This window comes from Salinibius halmophilus, from assembly GCF_003577475.1.
Taxonomy (GTDB): domain Bacteria; phylum Pseudomonadota; class Gammaproteobacteria; order Pseudomonadales; family Natronospirillaceae; genus Salinibius; species Salinibius halmophilus.
The window spans coordinates 161741-177559 of the sequence record NZ_QPEP01000007.1 but is presented as its reverse complement, the minus strand read 5'-3'; the positions used below and the strand labels follow the sequence as shown (position 1 = coordinate 177559).

The 15819-nt window shown below is 46.2% G+C and carries 13 protein-coding genes; 4 read left to right on the top strand and 9 right to left on the bottom strand.

The window, feature by feature from the left end; genetic code table 11:
• Positions 1 to 20: 20 nt before the first annotated feature.
• The 4 genes from DUW71_RS09815 to DUW71_RS09800 all read right to left on the bottom strand — a co-directional run bounded on the left by DUW71_RS09815 (position 21) and on the right by DUW71_RS09800 (position 4734).
• Positions 21 to 218, bottom strand: a complete 198-nt coding sequence (locus DUW71_RS09815; protein ID WP_119395076.1) for an Rpn family recombination-promoting nuclease/putative transposase — start codon at positions 216 to 218, stop codon at positions 21 to 23.
• A gap of 177 nt (positions 219 to 395) precedes the next feature.
• Positions 396 to 1913 carry a YecA family protein gene (locus tag DUW71_RS09810; RefSeq protein WP_119395075.1) on the bottom strand — a complete coding sequence of 506 codons (1518 nt, stop codon included), beginning with the start codon at positions 1911 to 1913 and terminating at the stop codon, positions 396 to 398.
• Between the two features lie 530 nt (positions 1914 to 2443).
• Positions 2444 to 3793 (bottom strand): hypothetical protein, encoded by a 1350-nt coding sequence (locus DUW71_RS09805; RefSeq protein ID WP_119395074.1) that lies wholly within the window; start codon positions 3791 to 3793, stop codon positions 2444 to 2446.
• Positions 3794 to 4083: 290 nt separating this feature from the next.
• Entirely contained in the window at positions 4084 to 4734 is a 651-nt protein-coding gene (locus DUW71_RS09800) for a HEPN domain-containing protein (RefSeq protein ID WP_119395073.1), read from the bottom strand.
• A gap of 215 nt (positions 4735 to 4949) precedes the next feature.
• Between DUW71_RS09800 and DUW71_RS09795 the strand changes: the two genes are divergently transcribed.
• Positions 4950 to 5492 carry a hypothetical protein gene (locus DUW71_RS09795; RefSeq protein WP_119395072.1) on the top strand — a complete coding sequence of 181 codons (543 nt, stop codon included), beginning with the start codon at positions 4950 to 4952 and terminating at the stop codon, positions 5490 to 5492.
• 69 nt (positions 5493 to 5561) lie between these two features.
• Here the strand turns inward: DUW71_RS09795 and DUW71_RS09790 are convergent, their stop codons facing one another.
• Positions 5562 to 6140: a hypothetical protein gene (locus DUW71_RS09790; protein ID WP_119395071.1), complete on the bottom strand. Its 579-nt coding sequence runs from the start codon at positions 6138 to 6140 to the stop codon at positions 5562 to 5564.
• Between the two features lie 186 nt (positions 6141 to 6326).
• Between DUW71_RS09790 and DUW71_RS09785 the strand changes: the two genes are divergently transcribed.
• Positions 6327 to 6524 (top strand): hypothetical protein, encoded by a 198-nt coding sequence (locus DUW71_RS09785; RefSeq protein WP_119395070.1) that lies wholly within the window; start codon positions 6327 to 6329, stop codon positions 6522 to 6524.
• Here the strand turns inward: DUW71_RS09785 and DUW71_RS18085 are convergent.
• Positions 6505 to 6633 carry a 5'-nucleotidase gene (locus DUW71_RS18085; RefSeq protein WP_119395069.1) on the bottom strand — a complete coding sequence of 43 codons (129 nt, stop codon included), beginning with the start codon at positions 6631 to 6633 and terminating at the stop codon, positions 6505 to 6507. The genes DUW71_RS09785 and DUW71_RS18085 overlap by 20 nt on opposite strands.
• A gap of 185 nt (positions 6634 to 6818) precedes the next feature.
• On the opposite strand from DUW71_RS18085, the gene DUW71_RS09775 reads away from it, so the two are divergent.
• Positions 6819 to 8831: a DEAD/DEAH box helicase family protein gene (locus DUW71_RS09775; protein WP_119395068.1), complete on the top strand. Its 2013-nt coding sequence runs from the start codon at positions 6819 to 6821 to the stop codon at positions 8829 to 8831.
• On the top strand, positions 8828 to 10672 hold the full coding sequence (locus tag DUW71_RS09770; RefSeq protein ID WP_199671197.1) for a DEAD/DEAH box helicase family protein: 1845 nt from the start codon (positions 8828 to 8830) through the stop codon (positions 10670 to 10672). Before DUW71_RS09775 ends, DUW71_RS09770 begins: the two co-directional genes overlap by 4 nt.
• Positions 10673 to 10729: 57 nt before the next feature.
• Here DUW71_RS09770 and DUW71_RS09765 read toward each other — a convergent pair whose 3' ends face one another.
• The 3 genes from DUW71_RS09765 to DUW71_RS09755 all read right to left on the bottom strand — a co-directional run bounded on the left by DUW71_RS09765 (position 10730) and on the right by DUW71_RS09755 (position 15818).
• A complete protein-coding gene (locus tag DUW71_RS09765) occupies positions 10730 to 12955 on the bottom strand; it encodes a hypothetical protein (protein WP_119395067.1) in 2226 nt (741 codons plus the stop codon).
• Between the two features lie 29 nt (positions 12956 to 12984).
• Positions 12985 to 15018 (bottom strand): BREX-1 system phosphatase PglZ type B, encoded by a 2034-nt coding sequence (gene pglZ / locus DUW71_RS09760; protein ID WP_119395066.1) that lies wholly within the window; start codon positions 15016 to 15018, stop codon positions 12985 to 12987.
• A gap of 80 nt (positions 15019 to 15098) precedes the next feature.
• On the bottom strand, positions 15099 to 15818 hold the full coding sequence (locus tag DUW71_RS09755; protein WP_233546089.1) for an HNH endonuclease: 720 nt from the start codon (positions 15816 to 15818) through the stop codon (positions 15099 to 15101).
• Position 15819: the final 1 nt, after the last annotated feature.

The window sequence follows — 15819 nt, the reverse complement described above, 5'->3', positions numbered from 1 at the left end:
GGCAATCTGAGCAGCTTCGCTTACCGAAAATCCACGATCAAGCAAACGCTGCGCATTTGATTGTTTATGTAGCTGCCATCTTGATACACCAAAGACTCTAGATCTAAGGCACTAGCAATCTTTGTCGGCAAATATTGCTGCATAAATTGTTTAGCCAAAATTGGCTGCTGCATGCTCTGCTTAAAAAACTTGTCGTGCGGATTATTGATCTTCGCCATAAGCAGCCCCTTTACGAGTCTGCTCTAAAGATAGCTGTATATTTAAACAGTTACAGAGAAAATATGTATATATTTACAGAAAAGCGTAATGAAATGTAGGTCTGCAAATCATTTGCGAAGCGAATGTTTGCAGACAAAATCGCCATGGTTACATAACGAGCCGAGCAACAAAATCCGTTATCCAACTAGAGCTTTCAGCACCGCCACTTGCACGGCGCGGGCGTAAAGGTCGCGGCGATCAGAATCAATTGATTCAATCAAAGACAACGCCAACAATATAGTCTTTGGGTTCGCGCTCTTCGATAAATACCAATCGAGTCGGTTACCTTGCTGCAATTCACTGCCTTGAAACAATCGTTTGGCATCTTTGACTAGTTGATCCAGCTGCTTTCCATCAACTTTGCGGCGCCGGTTCAATTCGTCGCTGTGGCGATGGTATACAAAGGTACTTGTCGCCATGATCAAACTGACCATATCCTCGCTTGATTTACCAGATAACTCGCTGAGTACGTACTCAGCAAGATCGTTTCGACGCTCAATAAATTGCTCTGCATAATCTGCCACAACTTCATTGGCAGCACTCATAAACTGCTCGAATTCTTTTTCTAATTCGCCCTGTTGCTCTCTGCCTAAATCAATTTCACCATTAAAAAATGCTTCACCGCCGCCTTCTAACCATGGGTCGACCAACGGCACCTCAAAACTAGAGTGTACGTTAAACTGAAGAACTTCATCGAATAGAGGGGTTATAGCGCAGTCTCGATGACCAAACTCGCCCCAGCCATTTATTTTCACAAGCCCAAACAAGTTCAGGAAGGTCTCAACGAACTGCTTTCTAAACACCTTAATCCAGGCAGCCATTGCATCGCCAGATTTTGGTTTAAATTCATTAGCCAACGCAGGTATCGCCGTGACCAACTCGCGAGCGGCCAAATCAATATCTTTATGTTGCTGAAGGCGCCACAAGATAAACGGTGTGAGCCTTATTAAGCCGAGTACCGTCTCATCTTCGTAATCATAGTAGCCGTAGTTAAAGTTACGCGATGCAAACTCAAAACAAGCAATATAAAGGGCGCTGATGCCATGCTCATGAAACGCAAGTGAAGCCTTGGCACTAAAAGAAAACTTAGTTTTTAGGTTCCGCAGAAGACCCGAATCGAGCAGCAGCTTATGGGTAAGTGATAGCTCTGGGAAATCTTCAGCATTACCAGGCGTAAGCTCTTTAATAGACTGCAGAACCTCAGCGTAATCTGGCATGTAAACCATGACGTCATAATTTACTTTTTCCACCAACTTGCGTGGCAAGTTGCCTTTCGCTGTCAGTTTAAAATCACCCTCAATTAGCCAGTATTGCCAAAGCGACTTGATATAAGCGTAAACCACAGAATAGTGAAGGTGCTCTTTCGGGATTTGGAGCGAGACGTGTTCAAAGCTACCCCAGTCACCTCCTTGCCAATTGGCCATTAGATGTGGGCTTAAACCAAAGAGCTCTGGCAACGGGGCATGATTGAAATCATCAACTCCCCTACTGGCTAGTTGCTGTATATCTGCCATCGACATATCAGGCTGACCTGCCAATACAGATTCGATACGCCCAGCAACCTGCTCAATTGGTCCAGCAGACACATTAATACAGCACTTCTTGAACTTCTTTCCACTGCCGCAAGGGCAAGTATCGTTGCGACCAATTTTCATCACACGCTCTCTTATTCTTTTAGACGTAAATTTCCAATAATAACTTGCTCAACACACCTTCACTGAACGCTTGCTAGTTGCTCCAAACCCTCGGTTTGTAAACCACGTTAACCGATCACCTGTTGGTTGCACGGCGCATGATTTGGCCCACACAACAAAATCAATGCAACTGAATCACTTCTGCTACCTTTGCCTTACCTTGCTTCACTCCTGAGCGACACCTCTTTCAAAACCCTGTTGACGAGCCTGCTTTAACTATAGCTGTATATTTAAACACCGCGCCAAAATAAGTGTATATAATTACAGAAAAGAGTAACTAAACGTAAGGCAGTAGATCAATTGTGCATTGTTTCCCAAACCTACGGTTTGTAAAACCTACAAATGATCACCGTAGGTTGCACGGCGCATGGTTTCGTGCCGGGCAACATGTATTGCTGTAATACTTGTTTCCCGAACTTCCGGTTCGTACAACCTACAAATCATCGCCTGTAGGTTGTACGGCGCGTTTTTGCGCCGGGCAACGTGTATCACTACATCGCTGCCAAAGCATTCCCTATCACCAGCGCGGTGATCTGTGCTGGCTCGTGCATGTCATGCTCGCTCAACTCGCAAGATACCGCATACAAAAACATGGGCTTTACAGCGTTGGGCGATTGCGAGAAAAACTCGGCTAACTGTTGGTCGCGTTGAGGCCCGGATTGCGGATACCAAGCCATAATTTCGTCCAATTCTTGCTGAAGCGTCTCCATATCAGCAGGCAACATCTTCAACAAATCGCTGGAGTGCTGGTGCCACAAATAAACGCAGGCCCGCGAAAACAAGCCTAGCTTGTCTTGATCGTCGAAAACAGGCGTGAGCAAACCCATCAGTTTAAACAGATGTGGTTGATGCTTTTTGAATAGATCCACAGCATTATCGACCCGAGCTTGCGACTGATCAAGAAAGTCCATAAACCCTTCTTGTAAAGCCTCGATCTCGCCAACAGCAAGTTCTACATGCTCATTGAACATTTCATTGTCGTCATAGGCACCATCGTTTAACCACGGATTAGAGAACTCAACACCCTCACCCTCAGTAACGCTAAACTTAAGCATCTCAGCAAAAAGCGGCGTTAACTGATACTTATACGCCGTGATCTCGCCAACACGCTCTGCCATGCCAAACATTGCCAAAAAGTTGCCAAAAAACTGCTTGCCTAAGCGCTTGTACCATAGTTCCATAGGCGACAGGTCAAACTCGAATATGGATGGCACCCAGTCATCAACTTCATCGATTAACGATGGTTCGGCAATCATCAAGTCTTCAGCCAACCGCTGCTGACTACCATGGCAACTTAACCGCCAGAGGGCATAGATAGAAAAGGCTTGCAGCTGAGCAACAGCCTCCTCACCCCAATCTAGGTAAGCAAAATTGAACTGCGTGCTGGCATATTTGAAGCACTCAATAAATAGCCAAATCAGGCCAGCTTCAATAATCTGTTGCTGCGCTTCCGCAGTAAAGCGCAGCTTGGTTTTTAGTGGCGCGATATAGCCACATTCGCGCAGCAAAATATGACAAAAGTGCAAGGCGGCAACGTCTTCTTCGTTCTTTACGCCCCAACCCCAAGTATCACCCTGCGGGTTATATTTTTCAAAGTGGTTACTGGCAAACTCAACGACCTTGCGCGGTAAATTACCTTTTCCTGTTAGCTTAATGTCGCCATGCTTAGACCAATACAACCATAATGCCTCCAAGTAGCAGAACACCTCGGCATTGCACGGTATGCTACTCGGTTCTTTAACTTCAATATTGGTTAACGAGCGCCAGTCGCCCTCTAGCCAATTAGAAATTTGCGATTCAGTTAAACCGTATAAAGTTGGAATAGGCGCTTGGTTATTCATTGACGGTGAACATACTTCGGGTAGTCGATTTGACTCGGCATACTATCACAACGATTCGCCAAACAAACACTGCTTATCCGTTAACCCCTATCGCTACAGGGAGCATCTAAGAACCTAGCAGGCGAAATTTCGACGAGGCAAAAATCGGCGAGAAAGCGCAGTTTACTGTAGTAAATGAGCATTTTGATTGGACTCGCACACGAGCCGATTTTAACCGGGCTGCGCTCAGCGAGTAGAAATGAGAAAAAGGGGTTATTAGCGGTTCCCTACAAGAACGACATCAAGCAGCCCTACTCTACTACCTGATAACTCGCTTCGCCCCAATGCTCGTTTGGGCTTGCGAGCATAATTTGGATAACCGCCGGCACTAGGCGCTCCATTAACCGAGTTGCATCCTGCATTTGTTGGCGGTTTACCTTGCTATTAAAGGTGGCGCCACCATGCATTAGCTGATTACGAAGGGTATATAAACGACTCAATACAATTGCTAATACATCAGCCGTGTTATCGCGCGCCAGCGCCAAGTTAGCCGCCTGTTTGGCTTTACTAAAACGCTCACGCCATTCGGCCTCGCTTATTTGGCCGTTTATGTGGTCCCAGAACCCTTGAAACACATAACGATTACGCAGCAATAAACGAATAGCAATTGAGAACTGCTGCCAAACCAGCTTACTGAGCACCTTATGCTTATCTAACTTCACCAGTTTCCACAAAAACTGCTCATGCTGCGAGCGCTCACTGACCTGCTGGTCAACGTAATCGTTGTTATAGGCTGCATTGAAGGCAATCCATAAGAAAACGAACTTGCCGTCTACATCGTCACACAACTCAGCCCGATGCAACCAACTCAACGCGCGGTGCACGCGCAGGTTTAGGTTTTCGGGGTAGCTATCACGCACATCGCGGTGTTGTTGTTTTAATTCGGCGTACTGGGCAGTCATGGCAAATCCTTAGCAAGCTGAGCGATACAACCAGATTACCAAATACTGTTCGGAAGTTAATACTGTATAAAAAACATTCAGTCAAACTACAGATATAAATCAAATGTCTTACCGGAAGACTAGCCACGCGCCAATATAATGCTTTTTTTGAGCTTTTTATAGAACTGCAGCGCGCAACTAGTAAGCTAAAGGTTCAATTCTTGCTGGCTAGACTAATGCTACACGTAGCACCGATAAACTTATTTGCAGACAAGGCCGACAGAACTAAAGCGCAATCCACTTTGAGCGCAGCGCGGCTACTTAACAGTGTGTTCGAACAGCCCAAACACCCTCACTTACCAGTTCACATTTTATGGGGGTGCATTGAACAGCCCCGCCTTCCAGCGGAGCTCAGCATCGTGGTGAATGGTGGTACCAACCACATAGGTGTGAGCATATCGAGTTCAGAACCCAAGGCGCAGCAATGGCTAGCGGTGAACGCATTATTTCACCACGGCATAACCGGTATCGATCTATCCGACTGGCAAACTGCATTAGCGGGCAAGCAACTGAACCTAACCATTTGTAGCAACTGGGAAGCGGCGCTTAGATTTGCAACCACCAAAAACTTAGTGGCAGTACAAGCACTAGGAAACATCAGCCAAGCTGTGTTTCATCAGCTATGCGATGTTTTAGAGTCCCCAGAAACCATTTGCCAAGCAGCTCCCCATGTTTATACGGGCAAACAGCCAATGTTCTGTTTTTATGTAGAGGTTTAATTTTGTTTTTTACTACCAAGCCTTAAACCCAGTTACTCAATACTCCACCAAGCTTTCGGCTTCGCTTGTTTAGGCAGAATTTACTCGGCACAAAATGCCTTCTACCCATGCCGGCTTTCCTGGCTCACTTGGCCGGATTTTGAAGGTTTCAATCGCGCTAATTTTTAGTTGTTTTTGCTCGTCGTGTAGCGTTTGAATACATTTTTGAACTGTTTTGTCTTGCTCATCAGGTGTTTGCGACCAATCAGGTGTATTGCGGTTAAAGTTGCCTACCACTGCCAGAAAGTATCGCTCATATTGCTTACCAATTGCGTAATACAAGCGCTCGATATCCTTCTGCCAATAGCCAACAACCTTACCTTGAAAGTCATTCGTGATGACTTTTACTTCGCACAACATAGGTGCCCAAGCGGCACTAGTTGGCTCTGCTAACAAATCGACCTTCACACTATCGCCGAAACTCTTATGCGTTTCAAAGTCATGATTAACAGTTAAGCCTTGCACATCATTACTTCGAAGATACAGCTCACCTTGAATCCATAGTTCACGCACGCTGCTAAGCGCGAGAATATGACTAAGTTGGTCACCATCCCCATCACGATCAATCTCACGCAGCGACTTTTTAAACCAATCTGACCACTCTGCCATGGCAACTTCATCCTTTGATTATTTTGTATGCCAAGGTAGTTTAGCCAAGTTTTCAATATGGGAATAAAACTCGGCTAGCGACAGACTAAGGGCTATCGACAGCAAAACTAAATGCATTAATGAACAAACCTTGGGATGTTTAAAAACAGTGATAGCTTGAATACTCACCTACATGAGGAGTGATCTATGAAGACCAAACAGCAAGCTAGCGCTAATTTCCAACTTAAAATTGCCGCACAACTGCTTGGAACAGCGTTTCCGTTGCTAATTTTATACATGCTGGCAGAGCCAAGAGCCACAACGAGCTCATTCACTGTGGCAACACTGATAATCGGCAGTGCCCTTTACCTTTATACCAATGCACTCAAGAAGCTCGATTCCTAACACCAAAGGGAATATGAACAGATGGTAGCTCAGCTGCCACCTGTTCAAGGTGTAGCTGCTGATCATAAAAGAATATATACGGCTTTAAAACCTCCTTCTTGAGCAACACTTTTGGTAGCGCGCCTGGCGTTCACTTATAAAACCCATCATCGTTATCACCGTTTTTTTGCTTGGCCTGCTCAAAGGCATCGGCTAACTCACCTGTTAGCTTAAAGTCTTCGCTCCAGGGGAAACACCGTTTGGATTAGCCATAAATTTAGGTAGGATGTGTAGATACATTTAAGGAAGATATCGATGACAGAAGCATCTATCACTCGCGCTGACCGCATGCGCCAAAAAGTTCGTAAAGTACTAAATGGCAACGGCATGCACGAGCATCAGCGAGAGGCTGCGCGTAAAACGTTTGAAGCATTTGACAGTGAAACAAGAGCGGTTGTGCTGGCGGCAGAAATGCAGGCAGGTAAATCAGGCATCTCGTTAGCCCTAGCCTGCAACCAAAGGCTTAGTCTAAGTGACATCGCCATTGAAGATAAGGCTCAGCTTAAAGACACACTTTACATGTTAACCATGGTCGATACTGCATTGCTCAAACAAGCTGAAGACGACCTAAAAGATGCCCGCAATGCTGTCGTAACTAACTTTAATCGTTTTGAACGGGACATTGAGAGTAACTTTAAGGGTGTGCCACCTAAATTAATTATTATCGACGAGTGCCATTACGGCTCGAATATCACAGCGGTTCGCTATAACCGCGTATTCGATTACCTTGAAGAACACACCGACTGCAAAGTTATCTTCATTTCTGCAACACCTTTTGGTGCGCTATACGCAGCCGAACAAGCATTTGAAGAAGCATCTGACTTTGCTGAGAGTGCCGAGGCAATAGGAGATTTAAAGATTGCTGCAAAAGCCAAGGCATTAGCAGAAAACGCCGCAAAAAATTCCATTTTACGACGTGCGTTTGGTACCAAGCTAGTTTTCCATCGCACCAGTAACGAATACTTTGGTGTGCGTGAAATGCTAAACAACGGCATGGTAAAACCTTTGGTAGACGAAGAGCGCAACTTCGCTAACCCGTCGGGCGCTCGCGATTTGTTTATGAAAAAGTTTCATGAGCATGAAGGTGATGGTTGGTCACTGGTACGTGTACCTGCAGGCACAGTAATGGATGCCAAGTCATTTTTCATTAGCCAAGGCGTTGATGAAGATAATATTTTTATTATTGGCAAATCACTGCAAGGCATTCCAAAAGACGATCAAACTGAAATAGAACGCTTTAAGCGAGAATATGAAAATGCCGAAGGTTTTGACGAAAAGTTTATCGCCATCACTGTTGCCGGTTGTCGTGCAGGGATCAACTTCGGTGGTATGAAAAACACTTTAATCTCGACCTGGGATAGCACGGTTGCCAGTGTGGCAGCGGTCGTACAGGCAAACATTGGGCGTGGTTGTGGTTACCACAGCAACGACACTGCCTTGCATTTTACTAACCTGCCTGCCACCCAAGCCTATGCCGAATCGCTAGATTACTTAGAGAACAACACAAACGAGCACGGAGCTTCTGACTTTGATGGCCTGCGTGAATTCTTTGATTCACTGTGTGACGAATATAACGTTCAAGGCCTAGATGTTGGTTTAACGGTTAAACACAAAAAGCGCCGCCCAATTGGCGACGTCGAAACCTACAAAACGGGTGAGTTTGTAGCCCTACCTCTGCAACTATTAGAAGCAGAACCTGATTATGAGCAATACACTAGCAATTCTGACTTTTTACGCGCTATTCATCTAATTCGCGAAGAGTATTTACGCGATGCAGGCCCACGCCCTAAAGGGCACAGAGCAATGCGCGGTAGCAAAAAGAACTGGGTCAAGGCGCAGTGGGTAAACGGTGATAGCTACGACAACCCAGAGAAGGCTGGCCGCCTAGGTACAATGAAAGACCGGACCGTGAAGTTCATTGAGCAGCTGAAAGCTGGTGAGGAAGTTGAGTACAACCACATTGTTGCGCCAGGTAACGGGGAAGCCTCTGCTGATAAAACCGTCACAGCGACCATCTTTAGCCGTTACAATTTGTCTCGCCGTAAGGTCGACAAAAAACAGATGGACGACGAAGATCTGCAGGAGATTGCAAAACTATTGAACGTGCCATACGACGACACCATAGTTGTACTATACGCACAAGGTGAGTTCGATAATAAGCAAACCCAAATAAAGATTAACCTTAACAAGCTTCCAGACAGCGAAAGCATCATTAACGACGAGAGTCAGTTCACTGGCTTCCCAGATGTAACGTTTGACGACGAATGAATAACGCAATAAAACATAGGCAGCGCATGGAAAGCGCGCTACAAAACAACACTTTCTCGCACCAACACGAAGCTGCTCAACGCACCTTCGATAAACTAAATCAGGGTTCACGAGCAGTCGTGTTGGCCGCAGAAATGCAATCCGGTAAATCAGGTATCTCACTAGCGCTGGCCTGTTTGCAGCGCACAAACCTAAGTGATGAGCAAATTTGCGACAAACGCCAGCTCAAAGATACACTCTATTTAGTGACTATGGCCGACACCGCTCTGCTCGAGCAGGCACAAGTAGATCTTCTCCCTGCTCGCAATGCTGTTGTCAGTAACTTTACTCACTTTCGCTCAGCCATAGCGCGCGATTTTAAGCACCAGCCGCCCAAGCTCATTATTATTGACGAGTGCCATTACGGCTCCGCCAAGTCGGCCATTCGCTACCGAGATATCTTTAATTACTTAGAAAAAGAAAACCTCACTGGGCGAGTTGTGTTTGTTTCTGCAACCCCGTTTAGCGCGTTGTTTGCAAGTGGCGAAGACTCCATTTTAAAGCACAATTTCAATACCAGCATTGTCTTTCACCAAGCCAGTAATGAATACCGTGGCATTCGCCAAATGCACCGCGACCGACAAATAACCGGCATTGCGGCGGACCAACGAAATTTCTGTGCCGACTCGATCATGCGCCGCAGGCTATTCGATCACCTACACAGCTATAACGGCCCAGGTTGGGCATTAATTCGAGTGCCTCCGAATAATGCTCATGAAGCCAGAGCCGTATGTATCGACGCGGGATTTAGTGAAGATCAGGTTTTCATTATTGGACAAAACTTGAAAGGTGTAGACGAAAGCGAGCTAACGTCACTAACAGAATTTAAACGCGAGTGCGAAAGCGCAATCGAGTTTGATGAAAAGGTAATTGCCATTACCGTTGCAAGCTTTCGAGCTGGCATCAACTTTGGCCAAGAGCTAAAGAATCACCTACTAGCTACCTGGGACAGTACCATTGCCAATATCGCCGCAGTGGTGCAAGCAAATATTGGCCGAGCTTGCGGTTATCACAACAATTTGAATGCCATTCACTACACCAATATTGATGCCATCAGCGCTTATAGTGAGATTCTAAGCCACCTAGAATTAGCAAACGACGAACCTAGCCTCTTAGCCATCCGCGACACCTTTGAAGGTATTTGCACTAGGTACGAGATACAAGGGTTCGATCGTGGTTTAAAAACACCAAGTCTATTGCAACCGGCCGTTATCAGAGAAAAAGAAACCATAACTCGCTACCAAACTGGTGACTATGCAGTGCTGCCACTGAAGTTAAAAAGCAAGCAAAGCGATTTTGAACAATACACCACTAATCAAACGCTTATCAAAGCTGCCAACATAGTGCGTGAAAGCTTACTTGCCGACGAAGGCCCCATAATTAAAGCTAATCGCTCTTTGCGCGGAGCAGATAAAAACTGGATCAAAGCGCAGTGGGTAAACGGCGTCACATTTGATGATTACAGCCATAGCATGAGCTCAGTGCGCTTTCGAACACTTCACTATCTGGCTGAGCTAGAAGCGGGCGAAATCATTGACTACGAGACGCTAATCACACCAGGGGGTGGTGAAAGTGTTGAAGACAAACAAGTGTTTGCCGTTGTATTTAGCATCTATAACTTGTCGGCTCAGCAAGAAAAGTATAAACGAGCAATTGAAGCCTACGAGGTTGAAGACTTATGTCGAGAGCTTGGTATAGAAGATGACGATAGCATCGTTGTGCTATTTGAACGTGGCGCTGCAATTGCAGAACACGAAAAAGTTGAGAAAAGAGGTACAACAGGCACATCAGTTTTTGACTAAATCTCTGCCTACCAGGGGCTATGGTCTTGTTGACCGCAGCCCCTAGCAGGCAGAGGTTCAATTTAGTTGCTGCCTACGCAAAGCACCGACAGCACAGCTTGGTGAACAAGTGCCACATTTAGGGCAAATTAAATAGCCACAGGCGGGACAGTTTTGGTGTTCGCCTACCACCAACGGCTCATAACCGCAGTTTGCTAGGGGAACTTCCAATGATTTACCTCCACAATAGGCTAACAGCTTCATCGACTTACGAGCTTGGGTATGCCCAATTAGTAGCCCTACCCCTTCATACCTAAAATATGTAACCGGGTAATTTAAATTTTGAATGGCCTCACCCACTCTAACCAATGCATCGAGCATACCTATTAAAAAGCCAAGAGGATCATAGGTAACAAGCACTGTCCTTGAGTCAGATCTGCCATAGTATTTTTCTTGCCCAGCCCAAGTTCGAGCGTCTTTTTCAGATTCATTAGTCTCTACCACATCGCTTACCAAAAGCCGATGCAAGGCCTGCGCACGTTGCACCAACTCTGCTGGGCTTTGCAAAACAAAAGCTACAACAGCCATATACAAACTGGTAAGTGAGTGCTTATGTTTGCTTAATAAACTTAGATAAAAACTAACAAAGCTTCTTTCTGTTTTGGCTATTGGTTTGATCGTTTTAAACCAATCAACGACCAAGCTATGATCAGCACAGATGAAACCCGGCATATTCTCAAAAGAAAACAACCATCCTGGCACGCGCTTGTTGTCTCGTTGGTAAAAATTAAGATGATTGCCATAACCGGCTTGGCTGATAGATTGCTGCACTGCATCAATATAACTGGGCTCATACGCGCCAAGTAAGCGCGGCTTCACGTTATTTAGTTCTACGAAGTCACGCTTGTATTCCGACAGCACACCAACATAAACCACCCCTGATCGTTGGCTGCGCCGGGATTTTTCTGGTGGAATACAAAACTCTGAATAACGTACTTTATGCTCGTCTCGGCAATGATGAAATGCATAACTAACCCGAGCATTTTTCACATCAATGCAGACATCACCAAAAGTAATATCTGTATTACGCCAATCTCCAGGCGTATCTGAAATTTGCGACACCGATGTATCAACGGCACCAGGAAAAAGCTTCAGCACGCCTGTTTCAGCTCGCCTAGCCGACATTAGCTTTGCCGGCACAAACTCAAGCTCACCCTGCCATGCCACTTTTTCATTTAGCCAATGCTCAACCAATAACTGATCTTGGCGCTCAAAGGTTGGCTGCAACCTTGAACCAGACTGGTAACTTTCAACAACCTTGGCAATTGCATTTTGCGCCGTTTGAAATTTGGGTAATAAAAGCGACGCCTTCTTGTATACTTCTTCGTAAAAAGCAATAGCCTGTTTACTTTGCTCTAACCAATATTCTGTTGCCTCTCGATACTCCGCGTTGGCAAAAATATCAATTTCAGCTTGCTGCCAATCGTCACCCTGTACTTTCTGTTTTAATCTCAATACTTCACGACTGTCTTGTGGCTTCGCTGATATTAGAGCCACTAACATGTCACGAAAGCGAAAAATCTGATTAGCAATCAACGGCGAACAAGTCACCCAGCAAAACTCATCTAATGTGAGTTTTCCATCCACATGCTTATAGAAACAAAGCTCATCGAGTAAAGTGCGGTTCGGCGAACAATAAGCAGACAATAGCTGGCGAGCTTCAACAATAGCGGTATTTTTACTCGGTTTACATGCGGCAAGCTTACTCGGCATCAAACTTATTAAGTCGAGTCGACTGATTTGCGTAATCTGTCCTGGGCAAAAGCTAGCAAGCCTCTGCACGGCACCTTTCAGCTCTTGCTTGCGACCAATAGTGCCAGCAAGCATAGGGTCTGCTAGAGAATCAACAGGTTCAATGAGAAGAGCACGAGACTTTGTTAGCCACTTGCCTTCTATGACTGCTTTGACTTGTGCACCAGAAACATGGGCAAAGAAAGCGCTACGATGTTTTTCGTAGGCTTTATTATCAATTTTGTTGGGATAAAATTCTGCGGCCGGTAGCCAAAATAGCACTTCAGCATCATTGTTGCGGGCAAGTAATATTTGATCGCCTTGGCTCACAAATGACTGGCCCTGGCGCCCACATAGTGATAGCGCCAGTTTTACCGTATGGCCATCGATCCGAATGCACGGCATACCCTCACTAAAACCAACAACATTGTGAATTTCTGGGCAGAGCAATAGGGCAACATCTAGGTCCGATTCAAGCAAGCATCCTGTTGCCTTAAAAAACCAGTCCCTCATGGTTGCCCCCTGTTAGAGAAAAGCTATTGTTAGCGAATATCGATCACCGGCGTTAAGCACTCCTGCAAACTTAACCCACCATGTTCGTAGTGTAGTCCAGCCCTAAATGCACTGATGCCAGGCGCAAAAGCAATGCGCACATCGTCGTTCCAATACCAAGGGGAGGTTAGGTGTTCGGCATCTGATGTGTTCTTTAACATGGCACAGCGCGGTGTTTTATCACTGGCGGCAGCTTTGGCAAGCTCGGTTTTAGGCATTTTGTCGGGTACCCATAGCCAACCATGATCAGTCACAATGCGAATATGTTGCCAACCCGCTTGTTTTAACCCATCAATTCGGCTTTTTACTTCAGCCAAAATGGTGTCTATTCGGCTTGGCAAACGCAACTGCTCTTTATGCCCTGCTTTATCTAAATCGCCAGTTTGCACCCAAGCTAAACCATTCGGGTCACCAGTTTCTACACCATCAAGATACTGCCACCCTTCTTGATCTAACAGCTTCTTAAAGGCTGTCGAGCCAAACTCGCTACCCGTTTCTTTCACCCTGGGTACAAAGCTGCCATGATCAAAATCGCCTTCGAGCAAATGCTTGATTGGTGTAACGGCTGCTTTGGCTGTGGCAGTCAGCGATGGAAGCGCCGACCACTGGCTTGTTAGCTCAACGTGGTAATCAGCTTTTAGCGCTTCAACAAAAGCACTGGCAATATCAAAGCGCAGACCATCAACAAAAAACACTACCTGACTAGCACGTTGGTATTCATTCGCTTGTGGGTCATTAAACTCAATGCCTGGCGCATTGGCATAACCATTTTGTTTTACTAGCTGCTGAAAATGCTCAGCGGTGCCGGCCAGCCAAGGTGTATAGATGGCTTTCAGAACGCCTGCAATCACTTCTCGCTGTTGATCATGCTGAGCACATGCCATCGCCTGAAGCGCCGCGTAGTCTAGCTGCCAAAAGTTTCGCTGATATGCCTTGGCCATCGCATCGCAACTAGGGCCACCTAATGGTTTGGCTTTTAGCTCAACAATTTTTGCTAAATGCGCCAGTGCACAACTGTAGGCCGTATAACCTAGGCGCTTCCACAATGGGTGCCCACTAGCCACATGTTTAACATGTAAATCGGTCACATGCTGCTCAGCCTCTAGCTCGCTCATTGTGTGCAAGCTCTGCAATGCGCTCGCCAGGTTTTGCTCGCCATCAAGCGTAATCGACAAATAACACTCAGAATTAAGCGCCAGCGCCTCTGGCTGAATACTCTCTAACTGCTTTAATAAACCAGGCAACCGCTCGGCCATGTCTTCAAAACGATGCCAAAGCGCTTGCCATACCTGTGATGGCTGCTCGCACATATTTGCCAGCAAGCTCGCTTTGCTTTGCTCGCTAGCTGGCAAGCCATAAGTTTGCTGGCAATACTGGTCGAGCATTTGCATCCGCATGGCTGGCCAGTCTGCAACAATCGTTGGGTTATCCAGCCAATGCAATAGGTCTCGAATTGGGTCGTCTACAACCAAAGCGGCAAGCTCGGCACTGGTTACTCGCTTACCCTGTAGGCTTTTTGCATCGGCTTCGAGCAGCGGCTCAAGTACCTGCGCTAGCATCTCTTGCGTGGTTTTATCTTTACCAACTTCCAGTTCTAGGCCAATCCTCTTGTTTGTTAAAAAGGCGGATACTGACCAGTCACGATTATTATTGGGCGTTGCCCACCAGCGGGACCGATACTGCAACTCGGCCAGCTGAACCAACTCAGCGGGGCAACTTTCAATTGCTCGTAATTCGCGGCGCGAAACTCCTGGCAAATAAATAACCGGTACATTGTCACTCTCGAGCTTGCTGGTAAGCCCAGCAATCACACATTTTAGCCACACCGCCGGGCCGGTGCGCTTTTCTGGCGCATAGTCACCAAGCTCCAACAGTTCTGGCATGGCTGCCTTGAGTAGCGGCATGGAACTCTGCCAAGCGCCGTCTTTGTCGGTCCATAAAATGGCCGCCGGTTCAACACCTAACAAGTCGGTTTTGTGCGCTTGCTGGCGAATATTGCTGATTAAACAATCAATGATCTTCATAGAGGTAGGTCGTTCCTTTGTTACCAAGAACAGTAACGGCCAATCGCAACTCAGGCAAGCCACACTTGAAAAGAAGAATCCTAGCCGTAGTGCGCTTCTCGGTGACAGTTGGGGCAAAGTGCAATAGCGTTGCAAACCGTATCTTCGCCGCCACTAGCTAGTGGTTTAACATGGTGGACTTCAAGGTAAGCACTACCATCACTGGCCCGATTAAAAGGTGCTGGGCAATTACACTGTTCGCATATTCCGCCTGCCCTAGCTAGTACCTCTGCCACGACGTGTGGGTTACGAATAAAGACTGTCGCTGTTACCGATACCTTTCGTGGAAGACTATTTGATCTACTCAGTATTTTTTGCCTTTCAGTGCCTGCTAGCGCTAGCGACCGCAATACTTGCTGGGAAAAACTCTCGTTAAGTAATTCCAGTTCAGATTTCTGGCGAACCTCAATTACTAATCGATCAACCAGTAGCTGAATTTTTGGCTGCGCTGATTTACCTTTAGATCGGTAGTAGTCCAAATGCTTTCGAACTGAGCCAACCGCCGAGTAGAAAGCGTCAGCACCAAAGTCAGTATGAATACTCCTTAAAAAGTATTCAGTAGCTCCCGCATTGATGGTCCTTTGATACTGTTCACCGCTCATCATACAACTGAACGTGTTCAAATAGATTTGAGCTGAGTTGCTGTTCCAACCATGCACCAACTCAAGCTTTACAACCGCGTCGTCAAATGAAATCGCCTGCGCATAGGCGCGCTTGGCGATTTCATAGACTGCGGCTATTTGCTCATCTGAAATAGCCATG

What these genes read in the sequence shown, in the direction of transcription:
- DUW71_RS09805 (WP_119395074.1), bottom strand. Translation starts at nt 3,793, where the DNA reads ATGAATAACCAAGCGCCTATTCCAACTTTATACGGTTTAACTGAATCG.
- pglZ (WP_119395066.1), bottom strand. Translation starts at nt 15,018, where the DNA reads ATGAAGATCATTGATTGTTTAATCAGCAATATTCGCCAGCAAGCGCAC.
- DUW71_RS09815 (WP_119395076.1), bottom strand. Translation starts at nt 218, where the DNA reads ATGGCGAAGATCAATAATCCGCACGACAAGTTTTTTAAGCAGAGCATG.
- DUW71_RS09755 (WP_233546089.1), bottom strand. Translation starts at nt 15,818, where the DNA reads ATGGCTATTTCAGATGAGCAAATAGCCGCAGTCTATGAAATCGCCAAG.
- DUW71_RS09785 (WP_119395070.1), top strand. Translation starts at nt 6,327, where the DNA reads ATGAAGACCAAACAGCAAGCTAGCGCTAATTTCCAACTTAAAATTGCC.
- DUW71_RS09775 (WP_119395068.1), top strand. Translation starts at nt 6,819, where the DNA reads ATGACAGAAGCATCTATCACTCGCGCTGACCGCATGCGCCAAAAAGTT.
- DUW71_RS09765 (WP_119395067.1), bottom strand. Translation starts at nt 12,955, where the DNA reads ATGAGGGACTGGTTTTTTAAGGCAACAGGATGCTTGCTTGAATCGGAC.
- DUW71_RS09800 (WP_119395073.1), bottom strand. Translation starts at nt 4,734, where the DNA reads ATGACTGCCCAGTACGCCGAATTAAAACAACAACACCGCGATGTGCGT.
- DUW71_RS09810 (WP_119395075.1), bottom strand. Translation starts at nt 1,913, where the DNA reads ATGAAAATTGGTCGCAACGATACTTGCCCTTGCGGCAGTGGAAAGAAG.
- DUW71_RS09770 (WP_199671197.1), top strand. Translation starts at nt 8,828, where the DNA reads ATGAATAACGCAATAAAACATAGGCAGCGCATGGAAAGCGCGCTACAA.
- DUW71_RS09790 (WP_119395071.1), bottom strand. Translation starts at nt 6,140, where the DNA reads ATGGCAGAGTGGTCAGATTGGTTTAAAAAGTCGCTGCGTGAGATTGAT.
- DUW71_RS09795 (WP_119395072.1), top strand. Translation starts at nt 4,950, where the DNA reads ATGCTACACGTAGCACCGATAAACTTATTTGCAGACAAGGCCGACAGA.